This window comes from Gimesia chilikensis (assembly GCF_007744075.1).
Lineage (GTDB): Bacteria > Planctomycetota > Planctomycetia > Planctomycetales > Planctomycetaceae > Gimesia > Gimesia chilikensis_A.
The window spans coordinates 183,185-209,584 of record NZ_CP036266.1 but is presented as its reverse complement, the minus strand read 5'-3'; the positions used below and the strand labels follow the sequence as shown (position 1 = coordinate 209,584).

General features: G+C 55.8%; 19 protein-coding genes. 14 read left to right on the top strand and 5 right to left on the bottom strand.

Going from position 1 to position 26,400, the window contains the following annotated elements:
* Positions 1-3: 3 nt before the first annotated feature.
* Together HG66A1_RS00885 and HG66A1_RS00880 are read right to left on the bottom strand one after the other, a co-directional pair.
* The gene (locus tag HG66A1_RS00885; protein WP_145179936.1) at positions 4-1,431 is read right to left on the bottom strand and encodes a N,N-dimethylformamidase beta subunit family domain-containing protein; all 1,428 of its coding nucleotides are present in this window, start codon (positions 1,429-1,431) and stop codon (positions 4-6) included.
* A gap of 134 nt (positions 1,432-1,565) precedes the next feature.
* Positions 1,566-2,732: a xylose operon transcription regulator XylR gene (locus tag HG66A1_RS00880; protein ID WP_197996926.1), complete on the bottom strand. Its 1,167-nt coding sequence runs from the start codon at positions 2,730-2,732 to the stop codon at positions 1,566-1,568.
* A gap of 307 nt (positions 2,733-3,039) precedes the next feature.
* Here HG66A1_RS00880 and HG66A1_RS00875 point away from each other — a divergent pair, with 307 nt between their 5' ends.
* The 6 genes from HG66A1_RS00875 (at position 3,040) to HG66A1_RS00850 (ending at position 9,342) form a co-directional block, all read left to right on the top strand.
* The gene (locus HG66A1_RS00875; protein ID WP_145179930.1) at positions 3,040-4,197 is read left to right on the top strand and encodes a TIGR03364 family FAD-dependent oxidoreductase; all 1,158 of its coding nucleotides are present in this window, start codon (positions 3,040-3,042) and stop codon (positions 4,195-4,197) included.
* Positions 4,198-4,210: 13 nt separating this feature from the next.
* The gene (locus tag HG66A1_RS00870) at positions 4,211-5,569 is read left to right on the top strand and encodes an MFS transporter (protein ID WP_145179927.1); all 1,359 of its coding nucleotides are present in this window, start codon (positions 4,211-4,213) and stop codon (positions 5,567-5,569) included.
* Positions 5,553-6,134 carry a phosphonate degradation HD-domain oxygenase gene (locus HG66A1_RS00865; protein ID WP_145179924.1) on the top strand — a complete coding sequence of 194 codons (582 nt, stop codon included), beginning with the start codon at positions 5,553-5,555 and terminating at the stop codon, positions 6,132-6,134. Before HG66A1_RS00870 ends, HG66A1_RS00865 begins: the two co-directional genes overlap by 17 nt.
* A 12-nt stretch (positions 6,135-6,146) precedes the next feature.
* Complete coding sequence (phnX, locus tag HG66A1_RS00860; protein WP_232106727.1) at positions 6,147-6,953, top strand: phosphonoacetaldehyde hydrolase; 807 nt, start codon at positions 6,147-6,149, stop codon at positions 6,951-6,953.
* On the top strand, positions 6,943-8,073 hold the full coding sequence (gene phnW / locus HG66A1_RS00855) for a 2-aminoethylphosphonate--pyruvate transaminase (protein WP_145179918.1): 1,131 nt from the start codon (positions 6,943-6,945) through the stop codon (positions 8,071-8,073). The genes phnX and phnW overlap by 11 nt, the downstream gene beginning before the upstream one ends.
* A 168-nt stretch (positions 8,074-8,241) precedes the next feature.
* A complete protein-coding gene (locus HG66A1_RS00850) occupies positions 8,242-9,342 on the top strand; it encodes a zinc-binding dehydrogenase (RefSeq protein ID WP_145179916.1) in 1,101 nt (366 codons plus the stop codon).
* Positions 9,343-9,397: 55 nt separating this feature from the next.
* Here HG66A1_RS00850 and HG66A1_RS00845 read toward each other — a convergent pair whose 3' ends face one another.
* The 3 genes from HG66A1_RS00845 to obgE all read right to left on the bottom strand — a co-directional run bounded on the left by HG66A1_RS00845 (position 9,398) and on the right by obgE (position 12,309).
* Positions 9,398-10,609 (bottom strand): hypothetical protein, encoded by a 1,212-nt coding sequence (locus HG66A1_RS00845; RefSeq protein ID WP_145179913.1) that lies wholly within the window; start codon positions 10,607-10,609, stop codon positions 9,398-9,400.
* 420 nt (positions 10,610-11,029) lie between these two features.
* Positions 11,030-11,302: a hypothetical protein gene (locus HG66A1_RS00840; protein ID WP_145179912.1), complete on the bottom strand. Its 273-nt coding sequence runs from the start codon at positions 11,300-11,302 to the stop codon at positions 11,030-11,032.
* A gap of 5 nt (positions 11,303-11,307) precedes the next feature.
* Positions 11,308-12,309, bottom strand: a complete 1,002-nt coding sequence (gene obgE, locus HG66A1_RS00835; RefSeq protein ID WP_145179909.1) for a GTPase ObgE — start codon at positions 12,307-12,309, stop codon at positions 11,308-11,310.
* Positions 12,310-12,772: 463 nt separating this feature from the next.
* Between obgE and HG66A1_RS00830 the strand changes: the two genes are divergently transcribed.
* From HG66A1_RS00830 to HG66A1_RS00795, 8 genes are all read left to right on the top strand, one after another.
* Positions 12,773-13,810, top strand: a complete 1,038-nt coding sequence (locus HG66A1_RS00830) for an SIS domain-containing protein (RefSeq protein WP_145179907.1) — start codon at positions 12,773-12,775, stop codon at positions 13,808-13,810.
* Between the two features lie 68 nt (positions 13,811-13,878).
* Positions 13,879-16,968, top strand: a complete 3,090-nt coding sequence (locus tag HG66A1_RS00825) for a hypothetical protein (protein ID WP_145179905.1) — start codon at positions 13,879-13,881, stop codon at positions 16,966-16,968.
* A 109-nt stretch (positions 16,969-17,077) separates the two neighbouring features.
* Complete coding sequence (locus tag HG66A1_RS00820) at positions 17,078-18,691, top strand: DUF1570 domain-containing protein (protein WP_145179903.1); 1,614 nt, start codon at positions 17,078-17,080, stop codon at positions 18,689-18,691.
* 281 nt (positions 18,692-18,972) lie between these two features.
* Entirely contained in the window at positions 18,973-19,902 is a 930-nt protein-coding gene (locus HG66A1_RS00815) for a DUF1559 domain-containing protein (protein ID WP_145179901.1), read from the top strand.
* Positions 19,903-19,916: 14 nt separating this feature from the next.
* Positions 19,917-20,336 carry a carboxypeptidase-like regulatory domain-containing protein gene (locus HG66A1_RS00810; RefSeq protein WP_145179898.1) on the top strand — a complete coding sequence of 140 codons (420 nt, stop codon included), beginning with the start codon at positions 19,917-19,919 and terminating at the stop codon, positions 20,334-20,336.
* Between the two features lie 193 nt (positions 20,337-20,529).
* Positions 20,530-22,047, top strand: a complete 1,518-nt coding sequence (locus HG66A1_RS00805) for an SGNH/GDSL hydrolase family protein (RefSeq protein WP_145179896.1) — start codon at positions 20,530-20,532, stop codon at positions 22,045-22,047.
* 130 nt (positions 22,048-22,177) lie between these two features.
* Positions 22,178-24,598, top strand: a complete 2,421-nt coding sequence (locus HG66A1_RS00800; protein WP_145179894.1) for a c-type cytochrome — start codon at positions 22,178-22,180, stop codon at positions 24,596-24,598.
* Positions 24,592-26,154: a hypothetical protein gene (locus HG66A1_RS00795; protein WP_145179892.1), complete on the top strand. Its 1,563-nt coding sequence runs from the start codon at positions 24,592-24,594 to the stop codon at positions 26,152-26,154. Before HG66A1_RS00800 ends, HG66A1_RS00795 begins: the two co-directional genes overlap by 7 nt.
* Positions 26,155-26,400 lie beyond the last annotated feature (246 nt).

Sequence of the window (26,400 nt, the reverse complement as noted above, 5' to 3'; positions counted from 1 at the left end):
GCATCACTTCGACAACCGGTCGAGGACGTTCCTGGTGATCTGCTGGACGATCGGATCTTTCCCGCGCAAGCCGTGTGCCCAGTCGGTACTCCCCACCGTCAGCACGGTCCCACCGTTGGTATACATCCCCAGCACAGCGGCGCCGACCCGGTCTTTCTCGAAGCGATCGTACCACAGGCTGTCACCGGGAGCCCATTTCGCCGGACAGGTCGCCAGGATCTGAAAGGTCTTCGGAGTGCCATCTTTATGGGTCGGCACAGGCAGACCGTCCTGCATCACAAACTGACATCCGTCGCATTCGTAACCGACAATCGTGTCTTTCCCTCCGAATTCGTCACCCTGCTTGATCCCCGTTTTCTCAAAGATCCAGTGTTCGGGACGATGCACGCGATAGGCGGCGGAACCATCCATGAACTGACCGTGGCTCTTATGATAGCCGCCGTACAGAAAGCCCACGCCCGTCAGTTGATTTTCCGGCCGATTGACCAGGTGATGACTCCAGAGCGTGGTCAGGGTGCTGTGATCGTCCGTCGGAAAAACAGGATCCTGGTTGTACCACTGTTTCCAGCAGGTCAGGGCGCGACCGTCGTCTTCACTCCGCACCTGCCAGCAGACTGAATTTCCACTGAAGAAGGCAACATTGCCTCCCTGTTTAATGTACTGCTCCAGATGATCGCGCATCGGGGCAGACCAGTATTCATCATGGCCCACACTGAGAACCAGTTTGTAATGCTGCAAAATTTCGGGATGAAATTCCAGATCGCTGTTGGCGGCGTAGTCCAACTGGTACCCATTCTGCTCGGCCCAGGCGATGAACGGATATTCCCAGTTCGAAAACTGACCTGCCAACGGACGATCAAACGAAACGCGGTGCCCCTGCAGATGATTGCGACCATGGTAGCTGTACAGGCTCGAGCCGCCCCAGTTGTTATAGGCATTGTAAGTGTTGGTCGAGAGTTGAATCAGGATTTTCGTTTGAGAGCCGGGCTGCTGGGGACGGACAATGAAAAACAGGCTCGACTCAGCCGAACGGGAATTCCGCTGAATAAATTTACCACCCCCGTCGCGTACCGCCAGACGCACACTGTAATAACCACTGGCCCAGGAATCGGGAACCGTCAGCTCAAACGCCGCCGGCCAGTGACAGCCGTTTGATGAAGCATCTTCAGGCACGGGATGAGCGGCTCCGTTCTGACGCGTCTCTTTATAAACCGTTTTGTTCTCGGCTCCCAGGCGGGTGATCTCAATCGAATACTGCGGTTCGGAACTGTTGAGGTGGAACTGAATCTTCTCGCCGGGCTGATAGCTCAACTGATTCGTATAGCCTTCGATAAAAATCGAACCGGCATCGTCTTCCGCAGCAGTTACAGGCACCGCGAGCAGAGTGGTAAAAACCAGCAGCAGCCACACACGTGAGAACGTTGAAATCATGGTGATCTTCCTCAGACAGAACAGCGGATATAAAACAGAGTTGTTGCTCTTCTTTGATCGTACCATCGGCGGTTCCCCATCGCCATCAAACCAGTGGTCAGATTCGCAAGGAATTGCCGACCGTCCGGAAACACTCAGCGCAGCGTATGACTCGACTGACGATATTCCCGGGGCGACATGCCCATCTCGCGCCCGAACATGCGAATCATCGCTTCCTGATGCTGAAAGCCACAGCGTTCCGCGATCTGCGAGATCGTGAGGTTGGTCTCCCTCAGCAGGCGGGTAATCCGGTTCAGCTTCGCCTGGCGAATTTCACTGGCCGGCGAGCGATGCAGGGCCTTCTGAAAACGATGTTCCAGAATACGACGCGAGACATTCAGCCGCTGCGTGAGATCGGTGACCTGCAGGGGGAGATGTGCCTGCTGACGAATCAGCTGGATCGCCTCGCGAACCAGATCGTCATCGGCGAACAGCGTATCTGTGGAAGCCCGTTCTTCGATGGACAGGGGAGGAATCAGCACCGGCCTCTTCGGCGCGGGCTGCCCCTGAATCATCTGATCCAGCAACTGCGCCGCGGCATGACCGACAACGTGCGGTCCCTGGTTGATGCAGGACAATGGTACCGGCGACAGCGCCGACATCAGTGGGTCGTGTTCGATACTGAGGATCGCCACCTGGTCCGGGATTTCCAGATGATGGTTCACGCAGACCGTTGCCACTTCGCGTCCCACTTTACTCGACCAGACCAGCAACGCGACCGGCTTGGGCAGCTCCCGCAACCATTCTTTGAGTCGATGCTGCTGCTGTTCGTAGTCGGCTTCCTTCGTCAGTTCGTAATAAGGAAAATCATAACAGACGCCCCCTGCCTCGCTGACTGCCGATTCAAAATCGTGCTGAATGGTGGGAGGGTATTTCAGATTGGGGTCGGCACCAATATAGCCAAACGAACGAAAGCCCTTGTTAAGGAAGAAGTCCGCCGCCATGCGGGCACAGGCGCGTTCGTCTGAAACGACTTTCGGAATGCGGGCGGAATGCGTTCCCAACCAGGAGACGTTCACCGCGGGCAGACGCCGCCCGATAATCGACTGACGAATGCGTGCGTCGGTCAATCGACAGATGGTGCCGTGCCCGTGCCACGAGGCGGGAATCTGCAGTCGTTCTTTGAGCCCCCGGAATTCAATCCAGAAGTCCCAGCCCCCCTGCTCGAAAGCATAGTCGGCAATACCCTGAATGATCTGGCGGCTCCAGTCGCTGGAGGTCTGGATCAGGAGTGCGATTTTTCGACGTTCAGGAAATCTCATCGTACGACTTCTACAACAAACAGGTATTGGCGTTACCAGCGTTCTATGAACCGACACTCTGTCAGCTAATGTTAAAGAACCCGTGAAGCCCATGTAAATATTGTCAATTTAACTGCGTATATTATCATTGTATTCTGCACTCTGATCCCGATACTTGGCAATACTTAACTTTAAGTTTGGCACACTGAAGTTTGACAGTGCCTGGTGGGTAGAGTTCCTGTCTGCCCGCCAGGCCGCGAACTTCCTGACCTTCACCCGATGGGAAACTCAAGCGACTCTCTCGTTCGGGCTTCACTGATAGCAAACCATGTCGACTCAAACTTACCAGCGAAAATATGATGTCATCGTCATCGGCGGTGGCGTACTTGGTGCGTTTCATGCGTACTTTGCCATGCAGCGGGGCTGGAAAACCCTGCTCATCGAACGGGACATCTTTCCCCAGCAGGCATCCGTCCGTAATTTTGGCCTGATCATTCCCAGTGCCATGCCCCCCGGAATCTGGCGCGATCGTGCTCTGGCTTCCTCGGAAATTTACGAAGAGCTGACCCGCCAGCTAGGGATCCCCCTGCGACAGGCGGGCACACAGTATCTGGCACACACGGAAGCGGAAGCCGACTTCCTGAAACAACTCGCTGACACGCAACAGGACACTCTCTGTCCCGCGAAGTTCCTCAACGCCGAGGAGACCATCCGTTCGAGCTGCTGTCTGAATCCGGAATTCTGCACGGGCAGTCTCTTCTTCCCCCAGGATCTGCAACTCGACCCTGGCCAGTTTTTTCGCGAACTCATCAACTGGATTGCCTGCACCTCGGACTGCGATTACCTGCCGAAAACCACGGCGGTCTCGGTGCGGGAACGGAGCAGTCACTGCCAGGTCAAAATCGCAGACGGCAGAACCTTTCATGCACAACAGGTGATTGTCTGCTCCGGCGCTGATCTGCAGACACTGTTTCCCGAAGCGTACATCGAACGCAACGTGCAGTACTGCAAGCTGCAGATGCTCAAAATTTCTAATCCGGAAAACCGCACACTGGGTACCAGTATCGCCTCACCAATCGCGCTGACCAGGTATCCCGCATTCCTGAACGCTCAGTTTTTGCAGGGTATCAATCTGGCGGGCCCCGAACCCACGCTGCAGGAACATGGCATTCAGATCTGGATGACACAGAACCAGGACAACGAATTCATCCTCGGCGATTCGCATGCGTACTCGGTCGATCCCCCTCCCGAACGCATGTCGGCTGAGGTGGAAGAACTCATCATAAATTATGCGCGAAAGATGTTCATGAAACTGGATTTTCAGGTCACAGACCGCTGGTGCGGCATTTATACTGAGGAGAAGTCTGCAGGCCTGTTCCACAAACAGCAGGGCGAGCGCATTCAGCTTCTCACCGGCATCGGCGGCAAAGGAATGACGACGGGACCAGGTCTGGCAAAAGAAAATATCGGTCAACTCTCTCTTTGAAAAGCAGCACCTGATGTCCAAGAACCCCAATCGCAACTGGCAGCTCATGACTCTGACGAGCCTGTTTCTCGGCTACGTCGGATATTACATCTGCCGGTCTAACCTGGCCGTCGCCACGCCACTGCTGCTGGATGAAGAAACCGGTCTGGGCATCACTAAAATCCAGATCGGCACCGTCGCCTCGGTCGGTGTCATGCTGTATGCCTTTGGAAAAATCATCAACGGCTACCTGGCCGACTTTCTCGGCGGTCGCCAGATGTTTTTGACGGGCATGCTCTGTTCGATTCTGTTTTCCGTATTTTTCGGACTGGCGGGCGGGCTGGCCCTGTTCATCGTCATCTGGGCCGGCAACCGCTTTGTGCAGTCCATGGGCTGGGTGGCTCTGGTCAAAACCGCATCGCGCTGGTATCCCGTCCAGTGGCATGCAACAGTGATGGCCATTCTTTCGCTCTCGTTTCTGTTTGGCGATGCCTTCGCCCGCGTCTACCTCGGCAGCCTGATCATGCTCGGAGAGAAATATAGTTCACTCAGTTTTATGGCCAACTGGCGCACCGTCTTCTTTGTCGCCGCAGGGACATTAACGGCGATCGCGGTCTTCGTGTACTTCACCCTGAAGTCGAGCCCCATCGATGTCGGCCTGGAAGAACCGGAAGCCAACCCGCTCAACGTCTTTGGGGCAGAAGGTAACCACGCGCAGCGGATTTCGATCAAAGAGGTACTCAAGCCCCTGGTCGCCAGTCCGCTGTTCTGGCTGATCTGCGTCATGAACTTCAGCCTGACGCTGGTCCGTGAAACGTTTAATTTCTGGACACCGACCTTTTTGAATGAAGTAGCACAATTCGATATCGGATCGGCGGCGGTGGGCAGCATGCTGTTTCCGCTGGTAGGCGGTTGTTCGGCCCTGCTGGCCGGAATTCTTTCGGATCGACTGCGGGGCCGCCACGGTCGGGTCGTGTTACCCAGCCTGATTCTACTCGTGCTCTCGCTGGCCCTGTTGAGCACTGTCGATGTGACCGGCAAGCCTTACCTGGCATTAACGCTGTTGTCACTCGTCGCATTTTTCCTGATGGCCCCCTATTCCTTCCTGTCCGGCGTGATGGCCATCGACCTGGGAGGCAAACGGGGCTGTTCGACCGTCGCGGGACTCGTCGATTCCGCCGGCTACCTGGGTGCCATCCTGTCCGGACATACGGTCGGCATGATTGCCCAGTACTACGGCTGGAAGATGGCCTTCGGCGGACTGGCCGGCATCTGCTGTACCGCCATCATTGCCGGCGTCATTTACTGGATGATCCAGGAACGTGAAATGAACCTGGCGCAAACCCTGTCCGAAATCAATCCCCCGGAGGCAAACGATGTCACCCCTGGTTGAGACGCGTGAAATTCTGGATGAGATCCGTACGCTCTTCGCGGATAAGGGCAACGACATGTATGCCGGCGAACCTGTTTCACAAACGGAACATGCCCTGCAGGCAGCCTCCGCAGCCGAGCAGGAACAGGCATCACCGGAACTGATCACCGCAGCCCTGCTGCACGATGTGGGTCACCTGCTGCACAAGCACTCCGCAGACTGTGCCATACAGGGCATTGATGATCTGCACGAACGCATTGGTGCCGCCTGGCTGAAGCAGCACTTTCCGGAAGCGGTCACCGAACCCATCCGCCTGCACGTGGATGCCAAACGATACCGTTGTGCCACCGACGAAGAATACTTGTCCCGCCTGTCCCCCGCTTCCGTGTTGAGCCTGGAACTGCAGGGCGGTCCCTTCGATGCACGCGAACAGAAACAGTTTGAAAACAATCCCTGGTACGAGGAAGCGCTCCGCCTGCGGACCTGGGATGAAGCGGCCAAAATTCCCGGCTTGGCAACGCCGGATCTGGAATATTTTTTAACCTTTGTCCAACGGGTGCTGGAGCATCCCGTGGACCTCAACTGATTGAAAGTCAGCATGCAACCGACACAGATTAAACTCGTGATTTTTGACTGGGCCGGCACAACCATCGACCATGGCTGTTTCGCCCCGATCTCCGCCTTCATCAAAGCCTTCAAGGCCTGTGGTGTCGAGGTCACCCCGCAACAGGCACGCGGACCGATGGGCCTGCATAAACAGGATCATATCCGCAGTCTGTTCCAGCTCGACGAAATCGCCAGCCAGTGGGAAGCACTCCACCAGCGTCCCTGGTCTGAAGACGATGTGAAACAGATCTATGAAACGTTCATGCCGCTGCAGATCGAGGAAGCAAAACTCTACACCGAGCTGGTCCCCGGCCTGTGTGCGTCACTCGCGCCACTCAAGGAACGGGGAATTAAAATCGGTTCCACAACCGGTTACCCGCGCGTAGTGGCCGACCCGATTCTCATGTCCGCACGCGAGCAGGGTTACTCTCCCGACTTTTCCATGTGTGCCGACGAGGTCCCCGCAGGCCGCCCTGCCCCCTGGATGATCTACCGCAACATGGAAACGCTCGGCGTCTATCCCCCGCGCGCAGTGATCAAAGTCGGAGACACGGTTCCTGATATCGAAGCGGGCCTGAATGCGGGCACCTGGACGGTCGGTCTGACCCAGACCGGCAGCGAAGTGGGACTGAGTGTCTCCGAACTGGAGGCCCTCACTCCAGAAGAAAAACAGCAGCGATTACAGGCTGCCGAAACTAAACTCAAAAACGCAGGCGCTCACTTTGTCATCCCGACACTTGAGGGGCTGTCCGCCATCATTGACCAGATTGAAGCAGGTAGTGTGCCCTATGGATGCTGATATTCCTTACTTACTGTTGACCCCCGGTCCCCTGACGACAACCAGAACCGTCCGCGAGGCGATGCTGGCTGACTACTCAACGTGGGATGTGGACTACAACCAGCACGTGGTGGAAATCCGCGAACGACTCGTGCAGCTGGCGACAATCAGGCCCGGTTATACATCAGTCCTGATGCAGGGGAGTGGAACGTTTGCCGTCGAAGCGACCATCGGCTCGGTCATACCCCCTGATGGGAAACTGCTGCTGATTTCCAACGGTGCCTACGGCGATCGCATTGGCCAGATCGCCGACTGCCTGAAGATTGCACGCGTCACCATTTCCTGCCCGGAAACCGAGAGCCCCGATCTGGATCAGATCCGCCAGACCCTGGCCGACGATGCCTCGATCACGCATGTGGCTCTGGTACACTGTGAAACGACCACCGGCATGCTGAACCCGGCCCGGGAAGTGGGTCAGATCGTCGCGGACGCAGGTCGCGATTATATCCTGGATGCGATGTCCTCCTTCGGCGGCATCCCGCTGACGATGGAAGAGTTTCACATCGACTACCTGATTTCATCTGCCAACAAATGTATTCAGGGAGTCCCCGGATTCGGATTCGTGATTGCCCGTCAGCAGAAGCTGGAACAGACGAAAGGCTATGCCCGCTCGCTGAGCCTGGATCTGTATGATCAGTGGAACGAAATGGAACAGAAGGGGGGTAAATGGCGCTACACTTCCCCGACGCATGTCGTGAATGCGTTTCTGCAGGCATTGAACGAACTGGATGCTGAGGGGGGCATCACCGCCCGGCATGCCCGCTTCGTCGAAAATCAGACGACGCTCGTCCGGGAAATGGAACAGCGGGGACTGCGCACCCTGCTGCCCCGGGAGTTGCAGTCACCCATCATCACTTCTTTCTACTATCCTGAATTCGACGGCTTCTCTTTTAACCACTTCTACGATGAACTCAAACGCCGTCGGTATGTAATTTATCCCGGTAAAATCAGCCAGGCGGAGACGTTCCGCATCGGTAACATCGGCCATGTTTTCCCCGAGGACATGGAGCAACTGGTCGCCCAGATCGAACTGGTCCTGGCTGAAATGCAGGTTACATCTGGACAGACCACATCAGGTTAAGATCAGTTGAAAAGAAAATCGGTACACTTTCCGATTTCATGCGGGCCGTTTATAAAAAAATATCTTTTCTAATTAAGAGAGTTCTTCTCGTATCCGGATAATATTCAGAGCCCGTCCGAAACTGCGACCGATTCTGACGGCTTTTAGATAAACGTAATTGACAGCATTATGAGCGATCCCTGCGTCTCGATCATCCTGACAGGTGACACACCTGCCTTGCAGCGTACTGAAGTCAAACAACCCCGGCTCCAGCCTGGCGAAGTCCTGGTTGAGATCTTGTGCTGCACGATCTGCGGCAGTGATCTGCATACCTACGAAGGTACGCGTTCCACTCCCTGCCCGACCATCCTGGGACATGAAATGGTCGGACGCGTTGTCGATCTGCATCCGGAACATCATACCGTCGATTTTCTCAATCGGCCGGTCAACACAGGAGATCGCATCACCTGGTCGGTGGCGGTCGCTTGTCAGAAATGTGAGTACTGCCGCCGGGGACTGACCCAGAAATGCACGAGCCTGTTCAAGTACGGTCACCAGAAACTGACTGACGAGAACTACCTCAGTGGCGGCCTGGCCAGTCATTGTCACCTGGTCAAAGGGACCACGATCTTCAAAGTCCCCGCGTCACTCCCCGATCAGATTGCGAGCCCCGCCAACTGTGCCACTGCGACCGTCATGGCCGCCTTTCGGCTGGCGGGTGAGATCAAAAATCGGAGCGTTCTGATTCTGGGAGCGGGTATGCTGGGTATTACGGCAACCGCCGTGGCGAAGTCCAGAGGTGCTGCTTCTGTCATCGTCAGCGACATCAACCCGCAACGCGTCCAGCGCGGACTGGAATTCGGTGCGACCCATTCGATCCTGGTCAAAAAAGATCAGCCGCTGCACTCTGAAGTTCATCATCTGACCCAGGGGCGGGGCGTGGACTTCGTCTTCGACATGACCGGCGTTCCCGATGTGATCGAAAGCGGTCTGGAAGCGCTGGACATTGGTGGAACAATGATTCTGGTCGGCTCGGTCTATCCGGCCCGTCCGCTGCAAGTCTCCGCGGAACAGGTTGTCCGCAGGCTGCTGAAGATCGAAGGCATTCACAATTATGTCGATCTCGATCTGGCGAATGCCCTGAATTTCCTCGAACGCTACCAGCACACATATCCGTTTCAGAAACTCTGCGATCAGAGCTATTCGCTGGAAGAAGTCACACAGGCGTTCGAGGCTACCGGCGAGCATCACTCTTACCGGGTAGCGGTTCTACCACAAAAAAAATCCTGAACGAGTCACTTGCTTTGAGCGACACCGTTCAGGATTGATTCAAACCGGTCGGTTATCAGAAGTCGATTTCGGCGGACTGACCGAGATCGATTCCGCGTCCCGGGCTCTGTTCACGCTGATAACGGGGGTTTGCTGCTGGACGCTGAGGTCGGCTGTTGTTCGCAGCCCGCTGCGGTTGAGCAGCGTAACGTGCTGGTTGCTGCTGTGATTCCTGGTGCAGCGAAGTCCGGGGACGACGCTGGTTTTCCTGAACCAGAGCGATGTCTTCCGCAGGCTGACTGCCGGCTGCAGGACGGCCACTGAAGGGAACCCGGGAATCGATGGGCAGCGGCCGCGATCTACGGGAATTCTCTTCGGAAGCCATCTGGTCCAGAGGCAGTGCATTGTTCTGATCTGCGGCAGCAAAATCAGCTTCGTTCTGGAGTGGTCCTTCCTGGTCAGGACTTTGCGACCGGATGACCAGGTCTTTGTTTTCGGTAGCAGGCTCAGGCTGATTGCTGGCCAGCTGCTGACCGGCGGGCTGATTCAGATCCGGGCTGCCGGCGATGATCCAGCTGCCCCAGTTCTGTTCCAGCTCATCCACATTTTTGAACTGATACATTTTGGCAACGGCTTCATCCCAGCCGTTCTTATGGGCATCCTGCAGGAACATCAGGTAGCGTTTGCGACCACCACGCTGCAGCAGGAAGTCTGCCAGGGAGTAACCTTCGGCATACAGTGTCAGGACCTGCTGCATCTCTTCGGGGTATTCGGTCATGGAGAGCAGACGACGCAGCGGGATGCGTTTGTTGGTGCCCATCACCTGGCGGTTTAGCAGTCGCTGACGACGTTTTTCAGATTCGTGTTCCACAATCGTCGCAGCCCCTTCATCGGCCCAGCGGGGAAGCGGACGACGGAAGTGACAGGCGAAGATGGTGTGATTGACTTCGTGAGGCAGTACAGAATCGAGGATGCGTTCCAGAGAACCCTGGATCTGCATGTCCCAGCCAAACACGTGACCACGATCGAACGAGAAGGTGGTCGCACCGCCGGCACCATAGTTACCAACTTTGACTTTAATAGGACAGGGGGCATACCATTTGGGGAGTTCGTGTCCCAGCCAGGCAATCGCGAGTTCTTTGCGATACACCTCGGCGGCATCACCCACCTGTTTGGCAATTTCGGGAGTCGGTGCGTGGGTCACAAAATTGGGGGTTTTGTATGAGGCACCCAGCGAGAAAAACGCAGCCAGCAATAGTACGCAACAGCGATAGAGTTGAGCTTCCATGCCCTCTAATTCCTTTTGGTTGCAGTCGTCGGCGGGATGACGACTGACAAACACTCGGTAGTTGGTTACGGGATAGTTTTGGGTCGATCACTCGAATTGGGGATTGAGAATTGATCGGGGGTCCTGTAACGGATATCGGTGAATTCCATTCAGACCGATGCGGGTCGTGACAGGCAGAGGATCTTATTGCAAAGAAAAGACCAATGGCAAGCTGAGTTTAGAAACCCACCGGGATGTGCTAGATTTCGTACTCGCTAAAACGCTGTCAGAATACAGCTTACGCATTTCCCAAAAAATTCGAAACACGCCGGTGCGTGCCGAAGATGTTCACCAGAAATGCTTGTAGATATTGCAAATCCGTCTGACGCGCTGCGGGAAATGCAAAAATTACAATCGCCTCAGCAGGGGCAAAAATGCGGTTTAAAAGCGAAGCCGGGCGAAGACCCAGCCCGCGATAAAACCGGCCAGCATGATCAGCCCCAACTCGGTAATACGCTGCGTTTCACTGCCCGTCACATGAAAAAATGCCTGGAACATAAAGCAGAGCACCATCATCACTCCCGCCCCATACAGGCCGAACCGGACGCGAACTTCGCCCGGCGTGGGCAGATCCTCTTTCGGCAGGGGAGTCCCGGTTTCCGGTTTCGATGTTTCGGGTTCGGGGGTTTCGGACGGGGGCTGTTCGGCAGTCACGTCTGCTAAACCTCGTCTTCCAGGTCCTGAAGTGTATTGACGATCTTTCTGACCAGCTGATCCAGGCTCTCTCCGGTGGCAGAGGAGATCTGCAACACCGGCTGCCCCAGTTCTTCAGACAACAGCTCGGTGACCGCTTCCGCATCGGGGAGTTCACATTTGGTGACAACCACGATTTCCGGACGATCCATCAGCGTCGCATCATAGAGCCGCATTTCTTCCCGGATCTGACGGTAATTCTCGATCGGATCGGTCTGATCCATGGGAGCTGGCTCGACCAGGTGCACCAGCACCCGGGTCCGCTCCACGTGCCGCAGGAATTCATGTCCCAGCCCGATCCCCGCGTGGGCACCTTCAATCAACCCGGGAATGTCGGCCATCACGAACTGATGATCAAAGCCGACCCGCACCAGTCCCAGGTTCGGGTACTTGGTCGTGAAGGGATAGTCGGCGATTTCCGGATGAGCCTTGGAGAGTCGGCTGAGCAGCGTCGATTTCCCGGCATTCGGTTTCCCGACCAGCCCGACGTCTGCAATCAGCTTTAATTCGAGGGAAATATCGCGTTGTTCTCCCGGTCCCCCCTTCTCGAATTCACGGGGCGTCTGGTGAGTGGCGGTAGCAAAATGCCGATTGCCGCGGCCTCCCTTGCCCCCTTTAGCGACAACCACTCGGTCGCCGGTCTCTTTCATATCACGCAGCAGGTGCCCGCGTTTGGTGTCGAGCACCAGTGTCCCGGGAGGCACCATGATCACAATGTCTTCCCCGTTGCGACCGGTTTTCAGGCTCCCCTGACCATGGCCGCCCCGTTCGGCGTTCCAGTGCTTGTGACCAATAATATTCGCCAGGCTGTTGACGTTTTCATCCGCCAGCACGACGACATCGCCCCCCTTGCCGCCATCGCCACCATTCGGGCCGCCCCGCGGAACGTGGGCCTCTCTTCGGAAACTGGCACAACCATCTCCGCCGTCTCCGGCTTTACAATAAATATCAACGCGATCAACAAACATGGGTTTCGTCTACTACTATCAGTCAGCTAACAGGTGATGAAATCAAGGGTTGCAACGCATCAGCGGCAGCCCTGCAAAGCGATCCGCCGCTTCTATCTTCGCCGGTTCATCGTAAAAATCAATGCTGTCTCAGCTCAGGGAGCCCAGTATCTGGACACCCGAACTCGATAAGAAGAACCCGGGAAATGCGTGCGGCATCGAACCTTACATTGTAAAAGTTCAAGCGGAAAATACGAGGTCCTCTGATATCAATCTGCAACAAAGCCCGTTGATCGAAGTACTTCGCCAGAGATTTTGAAATTAGCGAGCGGAGTCCCGCGGAATCTTTTCATCATAAACCGCTGCAGGCTGGTCACTTACAGCCCCACTACCCGAATAAAAACGGATTGACCCGTTTTTCGCAGCGCCTTATACTCCCGCTCCCCCACACATGCCCGCAAGGATGCGATAAAGGAATGGCGTGATGAGTTCCCTGCCTGCAAGGTCGGTGATTGAGTTTTCCCAGTTTGATCAGTTACGAGATGCGCGCGAAATTATTTTCAGCGAAGCCGCGGCATTGCGCCAGATGGGTAGCGCGCTGGGTACCGAACTCTGTGATGCCGTCGATCTGATCCTCTCCCGACCGGGAGCTGTCATCATGACCGGCATGGGCAAAGCAGGACTGATCGCACAGAAAATCTGTGCCACCCTCTCTTCGACGGGAACCCGTTCCCATTTTCTGCATCCCGCGGAAGCGATTCACGGCGACCTCGGTTGCCTGCACCAGGACGACACCGTACTGGCGTTGTCCAACAGTGGAGAGACGGAAGAACTCCGTCGGCTCCTGCCGATCATTCAGAAAATGGATCTTCCCATCATTGGAATTACCGCCCGCGAGACCAGCACCCTCGGTCGTGCTTCCCGGGTCGTACTCTGCCTGGGCGATCTCAAAGAGGCGGGCCCGCATCAGCTGGCGCCCTCCACCACCACCACCGCGATGCTGGCGATGGGCGATGCCCTCTCACTGGTCATCAGTAAGGCCCGCGGTTTTACGCCGCTGCAGTTTGCCACCTTTCATCCCGGCGGCAGCCTGGGCAGACAACTGACACAAATCAACGAAGTGATGCGTCCCCGCGCCGAAGTGCGGGTGACACAGGAATCAACGTCCATTCGCGATGCCTTCGTCCGACTGAGTTCTCCCGGCCGCCGGAGCGGTGCCGTGATCATCGTCGATGAATCCGATCGCGTTACCGGCATCTTCACAGACAGTGACCTGGCCCGTCTGCTGGAAGAACGACGCGACGATCAGCTCGACCGCCCCATCTGCGAAGTGATGACCCTTAAGCCCACAACCATTCAGGCCGATGCTTCACTGCAGGCCGCCGTCGATCTCCTCAAGGCACGTAAGCTGAGCGAGCTGCCCGTGGTCGATCGCCAAAACCAGCTGGCCGGTCTGATTGACATTACCGATGTCATCGGCTGGCAACCCGAAGCCGCCTCGGTTGATCGCCAGGCGGGATAACACCTTATCAGTTCATTTCCCTTTCGACTGTTCATCTCACTTAAGTAAGAAACGATTCCCTTTCATACATGACCGCAACCATTCGATATAACAGGAATGGATTGTTCGATCGCCTGATCGCCAACCGGACGCTGCTGACCTGGGTGACTATGCTGTCACTGACAGGGTCGTACCTGGTCTACGCGCAGGTCCTGCAACAGGTCATTAATGGTACGGTCGTGCGGCAGGAGTTTCCCGAAGAGGTCTTTCAGTCTCCCGAATACGCGTCTGCCAATAACGAGCACGCCAAAACGTATCTGCCGGAAATCCCCTGGGCGGCCGACGCCCGCTACCAGTTCAAGGATGAAAACGTCTTCATCTACACCGAACGCTGGCAGCAGGAAGAGGAGAAACGGGCCGCCCGTCTGAAACCATTCGCAATGCTGATGTTCGATCCCAAGAAAAAGGATTCGGAAAAGCCCTTCGCACTGATGAGTGAAGAAGCACTAATCCGCTTCGAGCAGCCGTTTGGTATCAAACAGACCGATCCGGGCCATATGATCGCAGGCTCGCTGGAGGGCTTTGTAAAAATTACAGGACCCAACGGCCTGATCATTTACGGACGTAACTTCTTCTACGATGAATCTTCCATGAACATCTGGAGCGACAGTGAAGTCCGCTTCGCCTACGAAGAACACCGCGGTCGCGCGCGGGGCATTGAGATGAAGCTCATCCCCGCAGCCGTGAAACCCAAAGAACTCAAACCTGCAGCCGACGGGATTCGCGAAATCGTACTGCGACGCGATGTCTATATGGAGCTGGCGCTGAAGCAGGACAAAGAGCACGCATCAAATAACCGCAGCCGGTTCGCCAAAGTCAAAAGCGCTGGAAGCTTTACTTTCAACCTGGAAACCAACCAGGGTACATTCCATAAAGATGTCCGCGTCTACCATCCCACTGGTCCTCAGCATGCGGATACGCTGGACTGCGATCAGCTGCAACTCCAGTTTGTCAGAAAAGAAGACCCCGACAATCCGACACCGGAGGCAGATAAGAAACCGGGCCACGCTTCCGGGAAGCTGCAGTTCCAGGAGCTCGTCGCTACAGGGGAAAATGTTGCGCTGGTCTCGCAGGAAAACCAGTTCTCAGGCCGCATGACGCGTCTCTCGTATAACGAAGCAACAAAAACGATCGTGCTGACCGATGAACGCTCGGTCGAAATTTATCAACAGGCGTCGAAACTCGAGTGTCCCAAGATCACCATCCACCAGGATGATGAGGGACGCGTGGAAACCGTGCTCTGTGAAGGTGCCGGCAAGGTGGATTACGTGGATCCGAGTACGGGCCAGTTAACCGTCGCCGCCCAGTGGGCAAAGCTGATGAAAAAATCGCGCGATCCCGAGACACAACTCGATATGGTGGAACTGGAACAGCAGTGTATCATCCGGCAGCCGGCTGAGGAATTTGCACTGGCAGCACAACAGATTCGTCTCTGGCTCAAAGGGGATCTGGGCGCACTGAAACAGAAAGACATGCTGCAGCAGGATCGTCAAGAGAATGCGAAAAAGACCGCGCAGAAAGTCGATCCGCACAAGATGATCGCCACACAGGACGTCGCCATCTACAGTCCCCAGCTCCGCGGGAAAACGAAGCGGCTGGAAGTCTGGTTCGATGAAGCCACCGTGCCGACATCTGCTCCGAATGCCCCCGTCAGCAAATCCGTCGCACCACAGAAATCTGCGATCCAACCGGCGGCGTTTGCCGTCGATGACACACCGGCTGGCCAGCAGGGCGGCAGAGCTCCGTTGGGCCCGGAAAAGAAAGAACCTGAGCCGGTAATGGTCGTCTCCGACCTGATCAAACTGCGCATGCAGAAAGACGAAGCAGGCAAAGCCGAAGTTTCTGAAGTCTGGACTGAAGGCAACGTCTCCGTCAAACAGCTGAATGAAACGCAGAAACAGCCGATGCACATCACCGGCAACCAGATGCACATTCAGAATAAAGGCGAAAACGACCAGGTGCTGCACGTGATGGGCACTCCGGCGAAAATCAATGGCGGTGAATCCCAGATCGAAGGGGATGATATCTTCCTGTATCGACTGGCCAACCGGGCGGAAGTCCAGGGCAAAGGATTACTGCTGCTCCCGGTCAAAGGGGGCAAGAAATCAGCCGCCGGTCTGCTCTCGGGCGCGGAGGGAATCACCCAGGAACGTGGTCTGACCGGTGAGGTCCAGGAACAGGGTAACGACCAGGAGAACCTGCTCGAAATTCACTGGGATCAGGAAATGGTCTTTGATGGCATCACCGCGAACTTCTTCGGTAAGGTTCGTACCAACATGGGCGACAATCGCCTGCGGTGCCAGGAAATGGAAGTCATCCTCTCCGACCGGGTCTCGTTCACCGAGAAACAACCCGAAGGTCAGAAACCGACGGTGCACTTCATTACCTGTCGGGACGGCGTGGAAGTGGAAAGTAACGAGTACCAGGACAACCGGCTGATCGGTATCCGTCGCGCCAGCTTCTGGCAGATGAACGTGGATAAAAAAACCGGTAACGCAGAAGCCCGCGGTCCCGGCTGGCTGATTCTCTGGCGACGTGAAAATTCCAAGGAATCCAATCCCGAATCCCGGGTCTCGCAGGCCAACCTGCCGCAGAAAACCGATACCGACAGCTGGAATTACACCCGCATCGACTTCAACGGCAAGATGTCCGGAAATGTCTCGCAGCAGAGCACCACCTTCGACGATCGCGTGCAGATTACCTACGGGGGCGTCAAACGTCCGCTGGATACGATCAACCCCGATCAACTGCCTCCCAATGCAGGCTGGATGCGGAGCAACAGTCTGAAACTGATTCAACATGACATTGAAGGACAGAAGAAGAAATTCATCTCGATGCTGGCCAAGGGGAACGCCGAACTCGAAGGCAACGCCCTGGTCAAAAACAAGAAGACACCGACCAACCAGTCGTTCATTGCCCGCGCGGATACGATCAGCTATGACGAATCCAAAGACCTCTACATGATGCGTTCGTTTGGCAATCGCAAAGCCACGATCCGCCGCTATTCGCGTACCGGCAAAACTCCCAGTGCGCCTAACCAGGCCCAGCAGATTGAATTCGCCCCCTCTTACGATCGCGTCACATTACACGGCGTAACCGGGTTACAGGGACTTCCCTGATCGGTTCCCACCTCAAATTGCCGATAAATTCCTTTTTTCCTCTGCCTGACTCGCCTAAAATCGTATTAAGAGAGCCTGTTAAACTGTCCCCTAAGGAACACCGAAGACCATGCCTGATGTGAATCGACAATCTGCTGCAATCCCTTCAGGGGAGTTCCCCCGTCAGTGCCGGCAGACTGTCTTTTCCCTGCGAACTGCGGTCAAGGGGCTATTGTTATGTTGCGCTCTGCTTGTACTGACCCCCGGCGCCGGATGGGCACAGAATGCACGGGCCCTGGAAGTCTACCACAAGCAGTACAATGCACTGCGGGATCAGTTTCAGGATCAACTCAAACAACTGGCAACCAGTTGTCAGCAGAATCAGCAGCCCGAAGGCACCGAGGCCATCGCGACGCTCATCCAGGAGTGGAGCGAATTTGATCCCGATTCCTACACGCTGCCCCGCGAAGTTCAGCCAGACCTGCCGGCCAGTCTGCCTGCAGGGGAACGTATGTGGCGACTCAAATTAAAGAACCTGCAGGAAGATCAGGCCAACGACCTGTTCGTCTTCTCCCGCAAAGTGCTATATGCCGGCTTCCCCAGTTTTGCCTACGACCTGATTCGGGAAACCGCTTACCACAATCCGGATCACCGTTCGGTCAGACAGATCCTGGGATACGTGCGGAACGGCGATGAATGGATGACGCCTTTCGAAAAAGAGATGCAGGATCACAGACAGAAATGGCATCCTCAATTCGGCTGGCTCCCCACGACGCATATCGCCCGTTATGAACGCGGGGAACGCTATGTCAACGGACGCTGGATGTCAGCCGCCCAGGAAGCCGAGATCCGCCGCGATTTCCGTAACGCCTGGGAAATCAAAACCGAACACTTTCTGATCAAAACGAATCACAGCCTGGAAATGGGTGTGAAGCTCGCAACGGAAATGGAAGAATTCTATCGCTACTTCCATCAGACCTTCGCCGGGTTCTTCAACACTCCCGAACAGCTGCGCAGAATGTTTCAAGGCTCCCGCAATCCGTTTCGCCGCCAGAATCAACAACAGCATGTGATGCACTATTACAGTACCCGCCAGGAATATCTGCAGCGACTGCAGAAAGAGATTCCCCAGATCGCTCTCACCCACGGCATCTACCTGTTCGGCGATCGCATCTCCCACTTCTATTATAATCCGGAAGCGGAGGGAGACCTGGGAACGCTGTATCACGAAGCCACCCATCAGCTGTTCTATGAGACCGGCAACAGTCGAGGCAGCCGACAGGTCGGTGAAAAGAATCATTTCTGGGCCATCGAAGGCATCGCCTGCTACATGGAATCATTCGAGAAAAAAGGTAAGAAGTTCAAAGCCGGAAATCCCAATCATATCCGCTTCAATGCGGCCCGCTATCGTCTGCTGGAAGACCAGTATTACGTCCCCCTGGAAAAATTCGCCGCCATGGGACGCACCGCCTTTCAGGGCAGTCCCAATATCAGCCCCAACTACAGCCAGGCGTCGGGACTCTCGCATTTCTTCATGCACGCCAACCAGGGAGAATACCGGGACGCGTTCATTCAACAGATGACGCAACTCTACAGCGAAAACTCGCGGCTTCGCAACAACGCGCAGAGCCTTCCGGAACTGACGGGGCTCTCCTACGATGAACTGGATCGCAAGTACCTGGCCTACTCGATGACGCTGCAGAAAGCGCTCGACGAGCAGGCGCTCAACCTGCAATCCCGGTAACACGCCGCTTCCGCAGCCTTGAGTGTTACCCTCCTCTCGCCGAATCTTTCTCTGGTAACTACTGGAGAACGAGGCGTTTACCTCTCTTCTATACGAAGCCTCCGTTTGGTTTTTCCTTGCTCCTGGCTCCACTTCAAATAAGAAATCCCTTATCCATATTGGATTTACAACAGAATGTTCTTGCCATTCTGACTAATGGCCGATTAGAATAATTAATGCGCTTAAATTTCTTTTTCATTTCTTACTAATCTTTTCTTAATCACTGGAAGGAATTCTGAACCATGGCACTTGAGTTCAAGAAATATTCAAAACGAGGTTTTACCCTCATCGAGTTACTGGTGGTGATTGCGATCATCGCGATTCTGATCGCCTTGCTGTTACCTGCAGTTCAACAGGCTCGCGAAGCCGCTCGTCGGTCAACCTGCAAAAACAATCTCAAACAATTGGGACTGGCGCTGCACAACTACCATGATTCCCACCGCGTTTTTCCTCCGGGAGATGTGAATGCTGGCGGATATGATTCTGGATGGATGCCATCAGGTGCTCCAGTGCGTAATTTTACTGCCTACATGTTTCTCTTACCTTTCATTGATCAGAGTGCGATTTACAACGAAATCAATTTCTCCTTACCGACCGGAAATGCAGATGGTCCTCCTGCCCATGGGGGTGGCGGCTATCAAACGGCAACAGAGCGAAAGATTGTAGTTTTCCTCTGCCCCAGTGACTCTCACTCTCCGGGACCTTATACCACTACCTCCGGGGCTTATGCAGTTCGTAATGCCTACCGGACCAGCTACAGTGTGATGTATCCCACCTATAATATGGGCACTTCCTACGAGGCTTATAATACGAAAGCCTTAAAGTCAGCCTTTGGCCATAACGGTGCTGCCCGCATCCGAGACATCAAAGACGGGACCAGCAATACGATGATCATGATGGAGACTCCACTCGAAAAAGATAGTGATCTGCGTGGTCCTTTCTGGTCTGCTTATGTTGCAACAGGAGCCGTCAGTGGCAGCTATCGTAAGATGAACCAGATCGACACCAGCACCAATCGGGTCATCTGGTATTCTCCAGGTAGTGAGCATGTCGGCGGATGCCATGTCCTGATGGGTGATGGAGCAGTCCGATTCCTGAGTGAAAACGTGGACTTCAATTTACAGAAAGCATTGTCGAGTATCGGCGGTGGTGAAGTCATCAGCGATTTTTAGTCTTTAAGGAAAGCATGAATATAATGCAGCTCTATCATCTACCTGTTTTACGAGTTTTCTTCCTCCTGACGGTCGGTTTGCTGACAGCCTGCTCGGGAGGGGATTCTGATGTGCCCGAACTGGGGCAGGTCTCAGGAACGATTACACTGGATGGACAACCGCTGGAGGGCGCCAGTGTCACTTTTGAACCCCAGACCGGAACTCTGTCTACCGGATCGACCGATGCCTCCGGGCATTACGAACTAGTCTTTAATAAGGACCATCAGGGGGCAGTACTGGGAACTCATACCGTACGCATCAGCAAGCGTGGTGAACCCGGGACCCCCAACGATACCCAGGATCAGATCCCGGCCAAATTCAACGCCAACTCGAAACTGACTGCTGAAGTCAAAGCGGGAGACAATACCCTGAACTTCGATCTGGAATCCAAGTAGAGTCAAACCGGTTCCCGAAGTCGTTTCACTGCAACACACAGGCGATGCTCCCCCGGGGGCATCGCTTTTTTGTGCGCCGGAAAGGATTCCCCTGCTGACATTCGTTCTGGACCCACGGTTTGTCGTCGGGTACGATGAGGGAACTCTCTGCTTTTCTGCGTCCCTGCATCATCTGCCGCTCAAGAACACTCCGATGAACCAGACAGGCGATCCACAACCCGAACCGCGTCCCGCACAGCCAAAGTCTCGGCACCCCGTGCTGTTTCGCACGCTGGCGGTGCTCCTGGGGCTCATCTTCATCGGTCTGCTGGAAGGGGGGCTCCGCCTGGGTGGCGTTCAGCCACTCCCGCACAGCCAGGATCCTTTCATTTCTTTCAGCGAAGACTCGACCCTGTTTGTCAAAAACGCTGACGGAACCACTTACCAGACCTCAGCCGACCGCAGCGACTTCTTCCGTCCGCAGCAGTTCCCGGTCAACAAAGGAAAAAACACCTACCGCGTGTTCGTTCTCGGCGGATCGACCGTCCAGGGACGTCCGTATGCCGTCGAAACCTCTTTTACCAACTGGCTGAAAATCAATCTGCAGGCCGCGGCCCCCACGCGGAATTTTGAAGTCGTGAACTGTGGTGGCGTCTCTTATGCCAGCTATCGCCTGGTGCCCATCCTGCGAGAAGCGTTGCGCTACGAACCCGACCTGTTCATCGTCTACAGCGGACACAATGAATTTCTGGAAGACCGTTCCTACTCCCGTCTGAAAGATCAACCCGAACTGCTGCTGCAGACCGAGAGTACCCTGCTGGACCTGCGACTGGCATCGGTGATTCAAAGCCTGCTCCCCGACTCACAACAGAGAACGCAGGCAACGGAAAAATCAGAAAACGTACTCGAAACCGATGTCAACGCGCTGCTCGACTTTCGACAGGGACTGGAACAGTACCACCGCGATCCGGAACATCGCCGGGCCATTATGGTCCACTATGAATTCAACATGCGTCAGATGATTCTGCTGGCGCAGCAGGCTGGCGTTCCGCTGCTGCTGGTCAATCCGGTGAGCAATCTGAAAAACTGCATTCCCTTTAAAAGCGAATTCGCTTCCCGCCTCACCGCAGCAGAGCGCGACGAGGTGAATGCCCTCTGGAAGTCCGCAGATGAATGCAGCTGGGACGAGGCAGAGCAGAAAATGAACTACTGGCAACAGGCCCTGAATATAGATGACACACACGCCAGCCTGTTGTATAGCGTGGGAAAAACCTGTGAATACCTGAAACGGTACGACGACGCACGCAGCTGGTTCATCAAGGCCAAAGAGGAAGACATCTGCCCGCTCCGCATGCTCGAACCGATGCACGATACTCTCTTCCGTCTGGCGCAACAGTACGATGTCCCCGTCATCGATGCCCGCAGGTTGTTCGAACAGAAAACCCCGGACGGCATTCCCGGTAGCGAACTGCTCGTCGATCATGTGCATCCCAGTATCGAAGGCCATCAGTTGATCGCCGATGCGATCTATGAAACCATGTGCGACCTGCAGTTCATCGCTTCCCCTCCCGACTGGCAGACCACGCGTGACCGGTTGCGACAGGAACAGTTGGAGTCACTGAACCAGGAATATTTTCTGCGTGGCGCGAAGCGTCTCAGTCGTCTAAAGGGTTGGGCCCGCGGTCAAAGCACGCTCGCTCCGCCCGGCACGACGCAAACCCATACAAAATGAACGCGTTCTCTGATTGCTTCCGGTCTGCCGCTGCTTTATGATCGAAGTACCTGCCTGAATTACAGTTGCGATTCGCGCATCACATTGAGAACCGGCCCCGACTGCAGCCCACAGAGAAAGAGACCGTTCAATGAATCAACGAAGGACCTGCCTGGTGACAGGACTTTTGTGCCTGATCATGGGCCACTCCCTGCTTGCCGCTCCCGATCCAGCCCCCTTTGTTTCCGGCTTCGACCGCTTCGGACGTCATGCAGAACTTCCGAAAGGGACCGCAGGCCGACTGTTGATCAGCGAACTGAGCTGCGCCGCCTGTCACCCCACATCACAGTCTGCTCTGCAACCCAAGGGCGGCCCCCGACTCGATGGCGTCGGCAACCGTCTGCAGCGGAAGTGGGTCACAGAATTCCTGTCCGCCCCGCATGTCACCAAAGCCGGCACCACGATGCCCGACGTCCTGCACGGTCTGCCTGCGAATGAAAAAGAATCCACCATCCAGGCCCTGACCGCGTTTCTGATGTCCCAACAGAAACCGTTTCCCACGATCAAAGCCACCGGCGCCAATCCGGTCCCCTACGAATTCTGGAACAAAGGGAACGTGGCGCGGGGCCGCGAACTCTATCACAAAGTCGGCTGCGTCGCCTGTCATGAAACCGATGCGAACTACGAACCCGGCGAAACCAAAATTTCGCCCAATGACAAACTCCTGGCCCAGCTCGATCCGGAAGACATCAAAGAGCTCGGACTCGCTGCAGCAGTCCGTCCGGTGAATTCGGTTCCGCACCCGGATCTCACGGCGAAGTACACGCCACAGGCTCTGACTTTTTTCCTGCTCAATCCGGAACAGACGCGCCCCGCCGGTCGCATGCCCCAGTTGAAACTCGCCGCCGTGGAAGCAGCAGACATCGCCGCCTACCTGCTCCGAGATCAGCAACCAGGATCCGCGACAGCTGCTACCAGCAGTGAATCTGCAGAACTGATCGCCGCCGGCAAGAAACAGTTCGTCGAACTCAGATGCGTAAACTGCCATCAGGTCGACCAGTTGAAACCGACATTCTCTGCCCGGCCTCTGAGCCAGTTACAGCCGACCGCCGCTGCCAGCTGTTTTCACAATCCCCAACAGAAGATGCCCGCCTATCCTCTGGATGAACTCCAGCAGACCGCGATCAAAGAATCTCTCGCCGCTCTGAAGCAAAAACAAAATCCAGCTGCAGCAAACCAGCTGGCCTTTCAGCTCCTGCAGTTCAACTGCTATGCCTGCCATGAGCGCGATAAGCAGGGTGGCGTCGGCTTTAACCGGAAACCGTACTTTGAAACCGCCGGCCATGTCGACCTGGGTGATGAAGGTCGGATTCCTCCCACGTTGACAGGCATCGGCTTCAAGCTGCAGAAGGGTTGGCTATCGAAGGTTCTCAAAGGCAAAGGGGATATTCGACCGCACATGCACGCCCGCATGCCGATCTTCCCTGGTAAGGAGATTGCAGCGCTGCCCAACCAGTTTGAGAAAGTCGATCGTCCACAAAAGCGATCTGAAGCCGATGTCTTCCCTCAACATGCGCAGCTGCCTCCCGCCGGTCGCAGCATGCTGGAGACCGGCTGTATTCAGTGTCATCCGATCCGGGGCGAAAGTATGCCTGGTGTGGTTGGTACGGACCTGGGTGAGGTCACCAGCCGCGTGCATGCCCAGTGGTTTCATGACTTCCTGCTCGATCCCGCATCTCTCAAAGAGCGCACCCGCATGCCAACCTTCTTCCCTGATGGCAAGAGCCAGAACAAGGACGTACTCAAAGGGGATGTAGAACAACAGATCGCCGCGATCTGGGCGTACCTGAAAGCGGGAGACAAACAGCCGCTGCCGGAAAAGATTCTCGCAGCCAAGTCGAAAAACTACGAACTGGTGCCCGACAAAAAACCGATCATCCTGCGAACCTTTATGGAAGAGGCAGGCACACATGCGATCGCCGTGGGCTTCCCGCAGAAAGTCCATGTTGCCTTTGACGCCGAACAGGTTCGCCCTGCCCTGGCCTGGAAAGGACGCTTCCTCGACGCACAGGGAACCTGGTTCATCCGCTTTGCCCCACCGGCAGATCCGCTGGGAGATGCACTGATGCAGTTTCCTTCAGGGCCACCGGTCGCGTTCCTCAAACAGACAGAAGAAGCCTGGCCTGAATCCAAACCGGGCGAGAATACGCTGCAGTTCCGAGGCTATCGCATCGACAAGCAGGGCGTACCCACGTTTCTTTACCGCTACCAGGGAATCGACATCGAAGACCGCCTGGAAGCGACTGCCAAACAGACACTGAAACGACGGCTCACCATCAAGGCCGGCTCACAAGCCAAGTCTGCCGGCACGCTCTGGTTCCGCAGTCTGACGGGGAAGAACCTGAAAACCGTTGATCCGAGCACGCGACAAAACGAAAACGGCCTGCGTGTCTCCGTTGCAGAAGCCTTCGCCAAAGCAGGTGAAGAACGAACCCGGGACAAGCTCAGCGAATGGCTGATCCCCGTGCCCCTGACAGAAGACACCACGATTGAGGTGACATACCAATGGTAAAATACATTTTCTGCCTGCTCACGCTGCTCTGTCTGACCAGCGTCCTGACGGATACCAACGCGTATGCGGAGAGTGAAGACGATTATTACCGCATCGTCTCCATCATGACCCCCAAAGCGCAGACCGAGTCGCGTTCACAGAACTGGAAGCCGGCCCCCGGTGACCTGGTGCTGGAAGTCAGCGGCATCGCGGTCCTCGACGATCAGCGTATCGCGGTTGCCATCCGCAAGGGGGAAATCTGGATTCTGGACGGCGTCTATGACGAGCCACCCAAAAACGTGACTTACAAACGGTTCGCCACCGCCCTGCATGAGCCGCTGGGACTGATCTGGAAAGACGGCGCCTTCTATACGGTGCAACGGAGCGAGCTGACGCGGATTCGCGATACCGACGGCGATGGGACCGCCGATGAATATCTGACCATCGCCAAAGGCTGGGGCGTCACCGGGCACTACCACGAATACGCTTACGGACCAAAGCTCGATCACGAGGGCAACCTGTGGCTGACACTCAATATCGGACTGGGACTGAAAAAAGAACACAAGGCCCGGGCCGTCAAAGATCCGACGCTCGGCTTTGCCCAGGGACGCTGGCGCGGCTGGGGGATGAAGGTCACCCCCGACGGAGAACTGGTTCCCGTCTGCGCCGGCATGCGTTCGCCTGCGGGAATTGGTGTGAACCGGGCCGGCGATGTGTTCTACACCGATCAGCAGGGGAACTGGGTCGCCACGAATACGCTGCATCACATGCGCAAAGGGGCCTTCTTTCATCATGTGGAAGCACTCGCCTCGATGGGCCTCCCGGGCTCACCCATTCAGGGTGTGAAAGCGATTCCCAACGGCCTCCCCTTGCCCGAGGCGATCAAACAGATGCCGCAACTCAAACCACCGGCGGTCTGGTTCCCTTATAAGAAAGCGGGACAGTCCACGACCGATGTGATGCTCGATAACAGTGGCGGCAAATTCGGCCCGTTCGATGGTCAGTTTTTTGTCGGCGAATTCACCCAGGCTGCCATCAACCGCGTCTTCCTGGAACAGGTCGACGGCGAATACCAGGGCGCCTGCTTCCCCTTCCGGGAAGGCTTCGCTTCTGCGGTCCTGCGTCTGGCACAGGGAACCGATGGCAGCGTATTCGTGGGTCTGACCAATCGGGGCTGGAGCAGTCTCGGGACGGCGTCCTACGGCTTACAGCGTCTGGTCTGGACGGGTAAGACGCCCTTTGAAATCAAGGAGATGCGGGCGAAACCCGACGGCTTCGAACTGGTCTTCACGCAACCCGTCGATCCGAAAACCGCGATGGATCCCCGGTCGTATCAGATGAAAAGTTACACTTATACTTATCATTCTTCTTACGGCAGCGACGAGATTCTGAACCGGGAACTCCCCCTTGAACAGATCACGGTCTCGGAGGATGGCACCCGGGTCCACCTCAAAGTGAACGACCTGCGGGAGCTGTATGTGCACGAACTGGTCGCCGCTGGTGTGAAGAACAAAGCCGGTCAGTCACTGCTGCATCCACAGGCTTACTATACGCTCAATAAGATTCCGAAAAAGTAAAAGAGATCCTGGAACTACTCGTGTGCGTCGACCCTGGCAGCTTCCTGTTGCCTGCAGCAGTATGTTCTATCACGTAGGGGTAGCCCTGTGTGGCTACCCGTAGAGCGAGTCTGTCTGCGTTTGGTAGTACGAATATTTGAGAAAGCTGCCTTCGATGCCTGCATAACGGTCGAAACTCGCCAGGCGGGCGGACACACAGGTACCGCCCCTACGCCTGATTTCATCACGAGAAGTGCAACCCACATT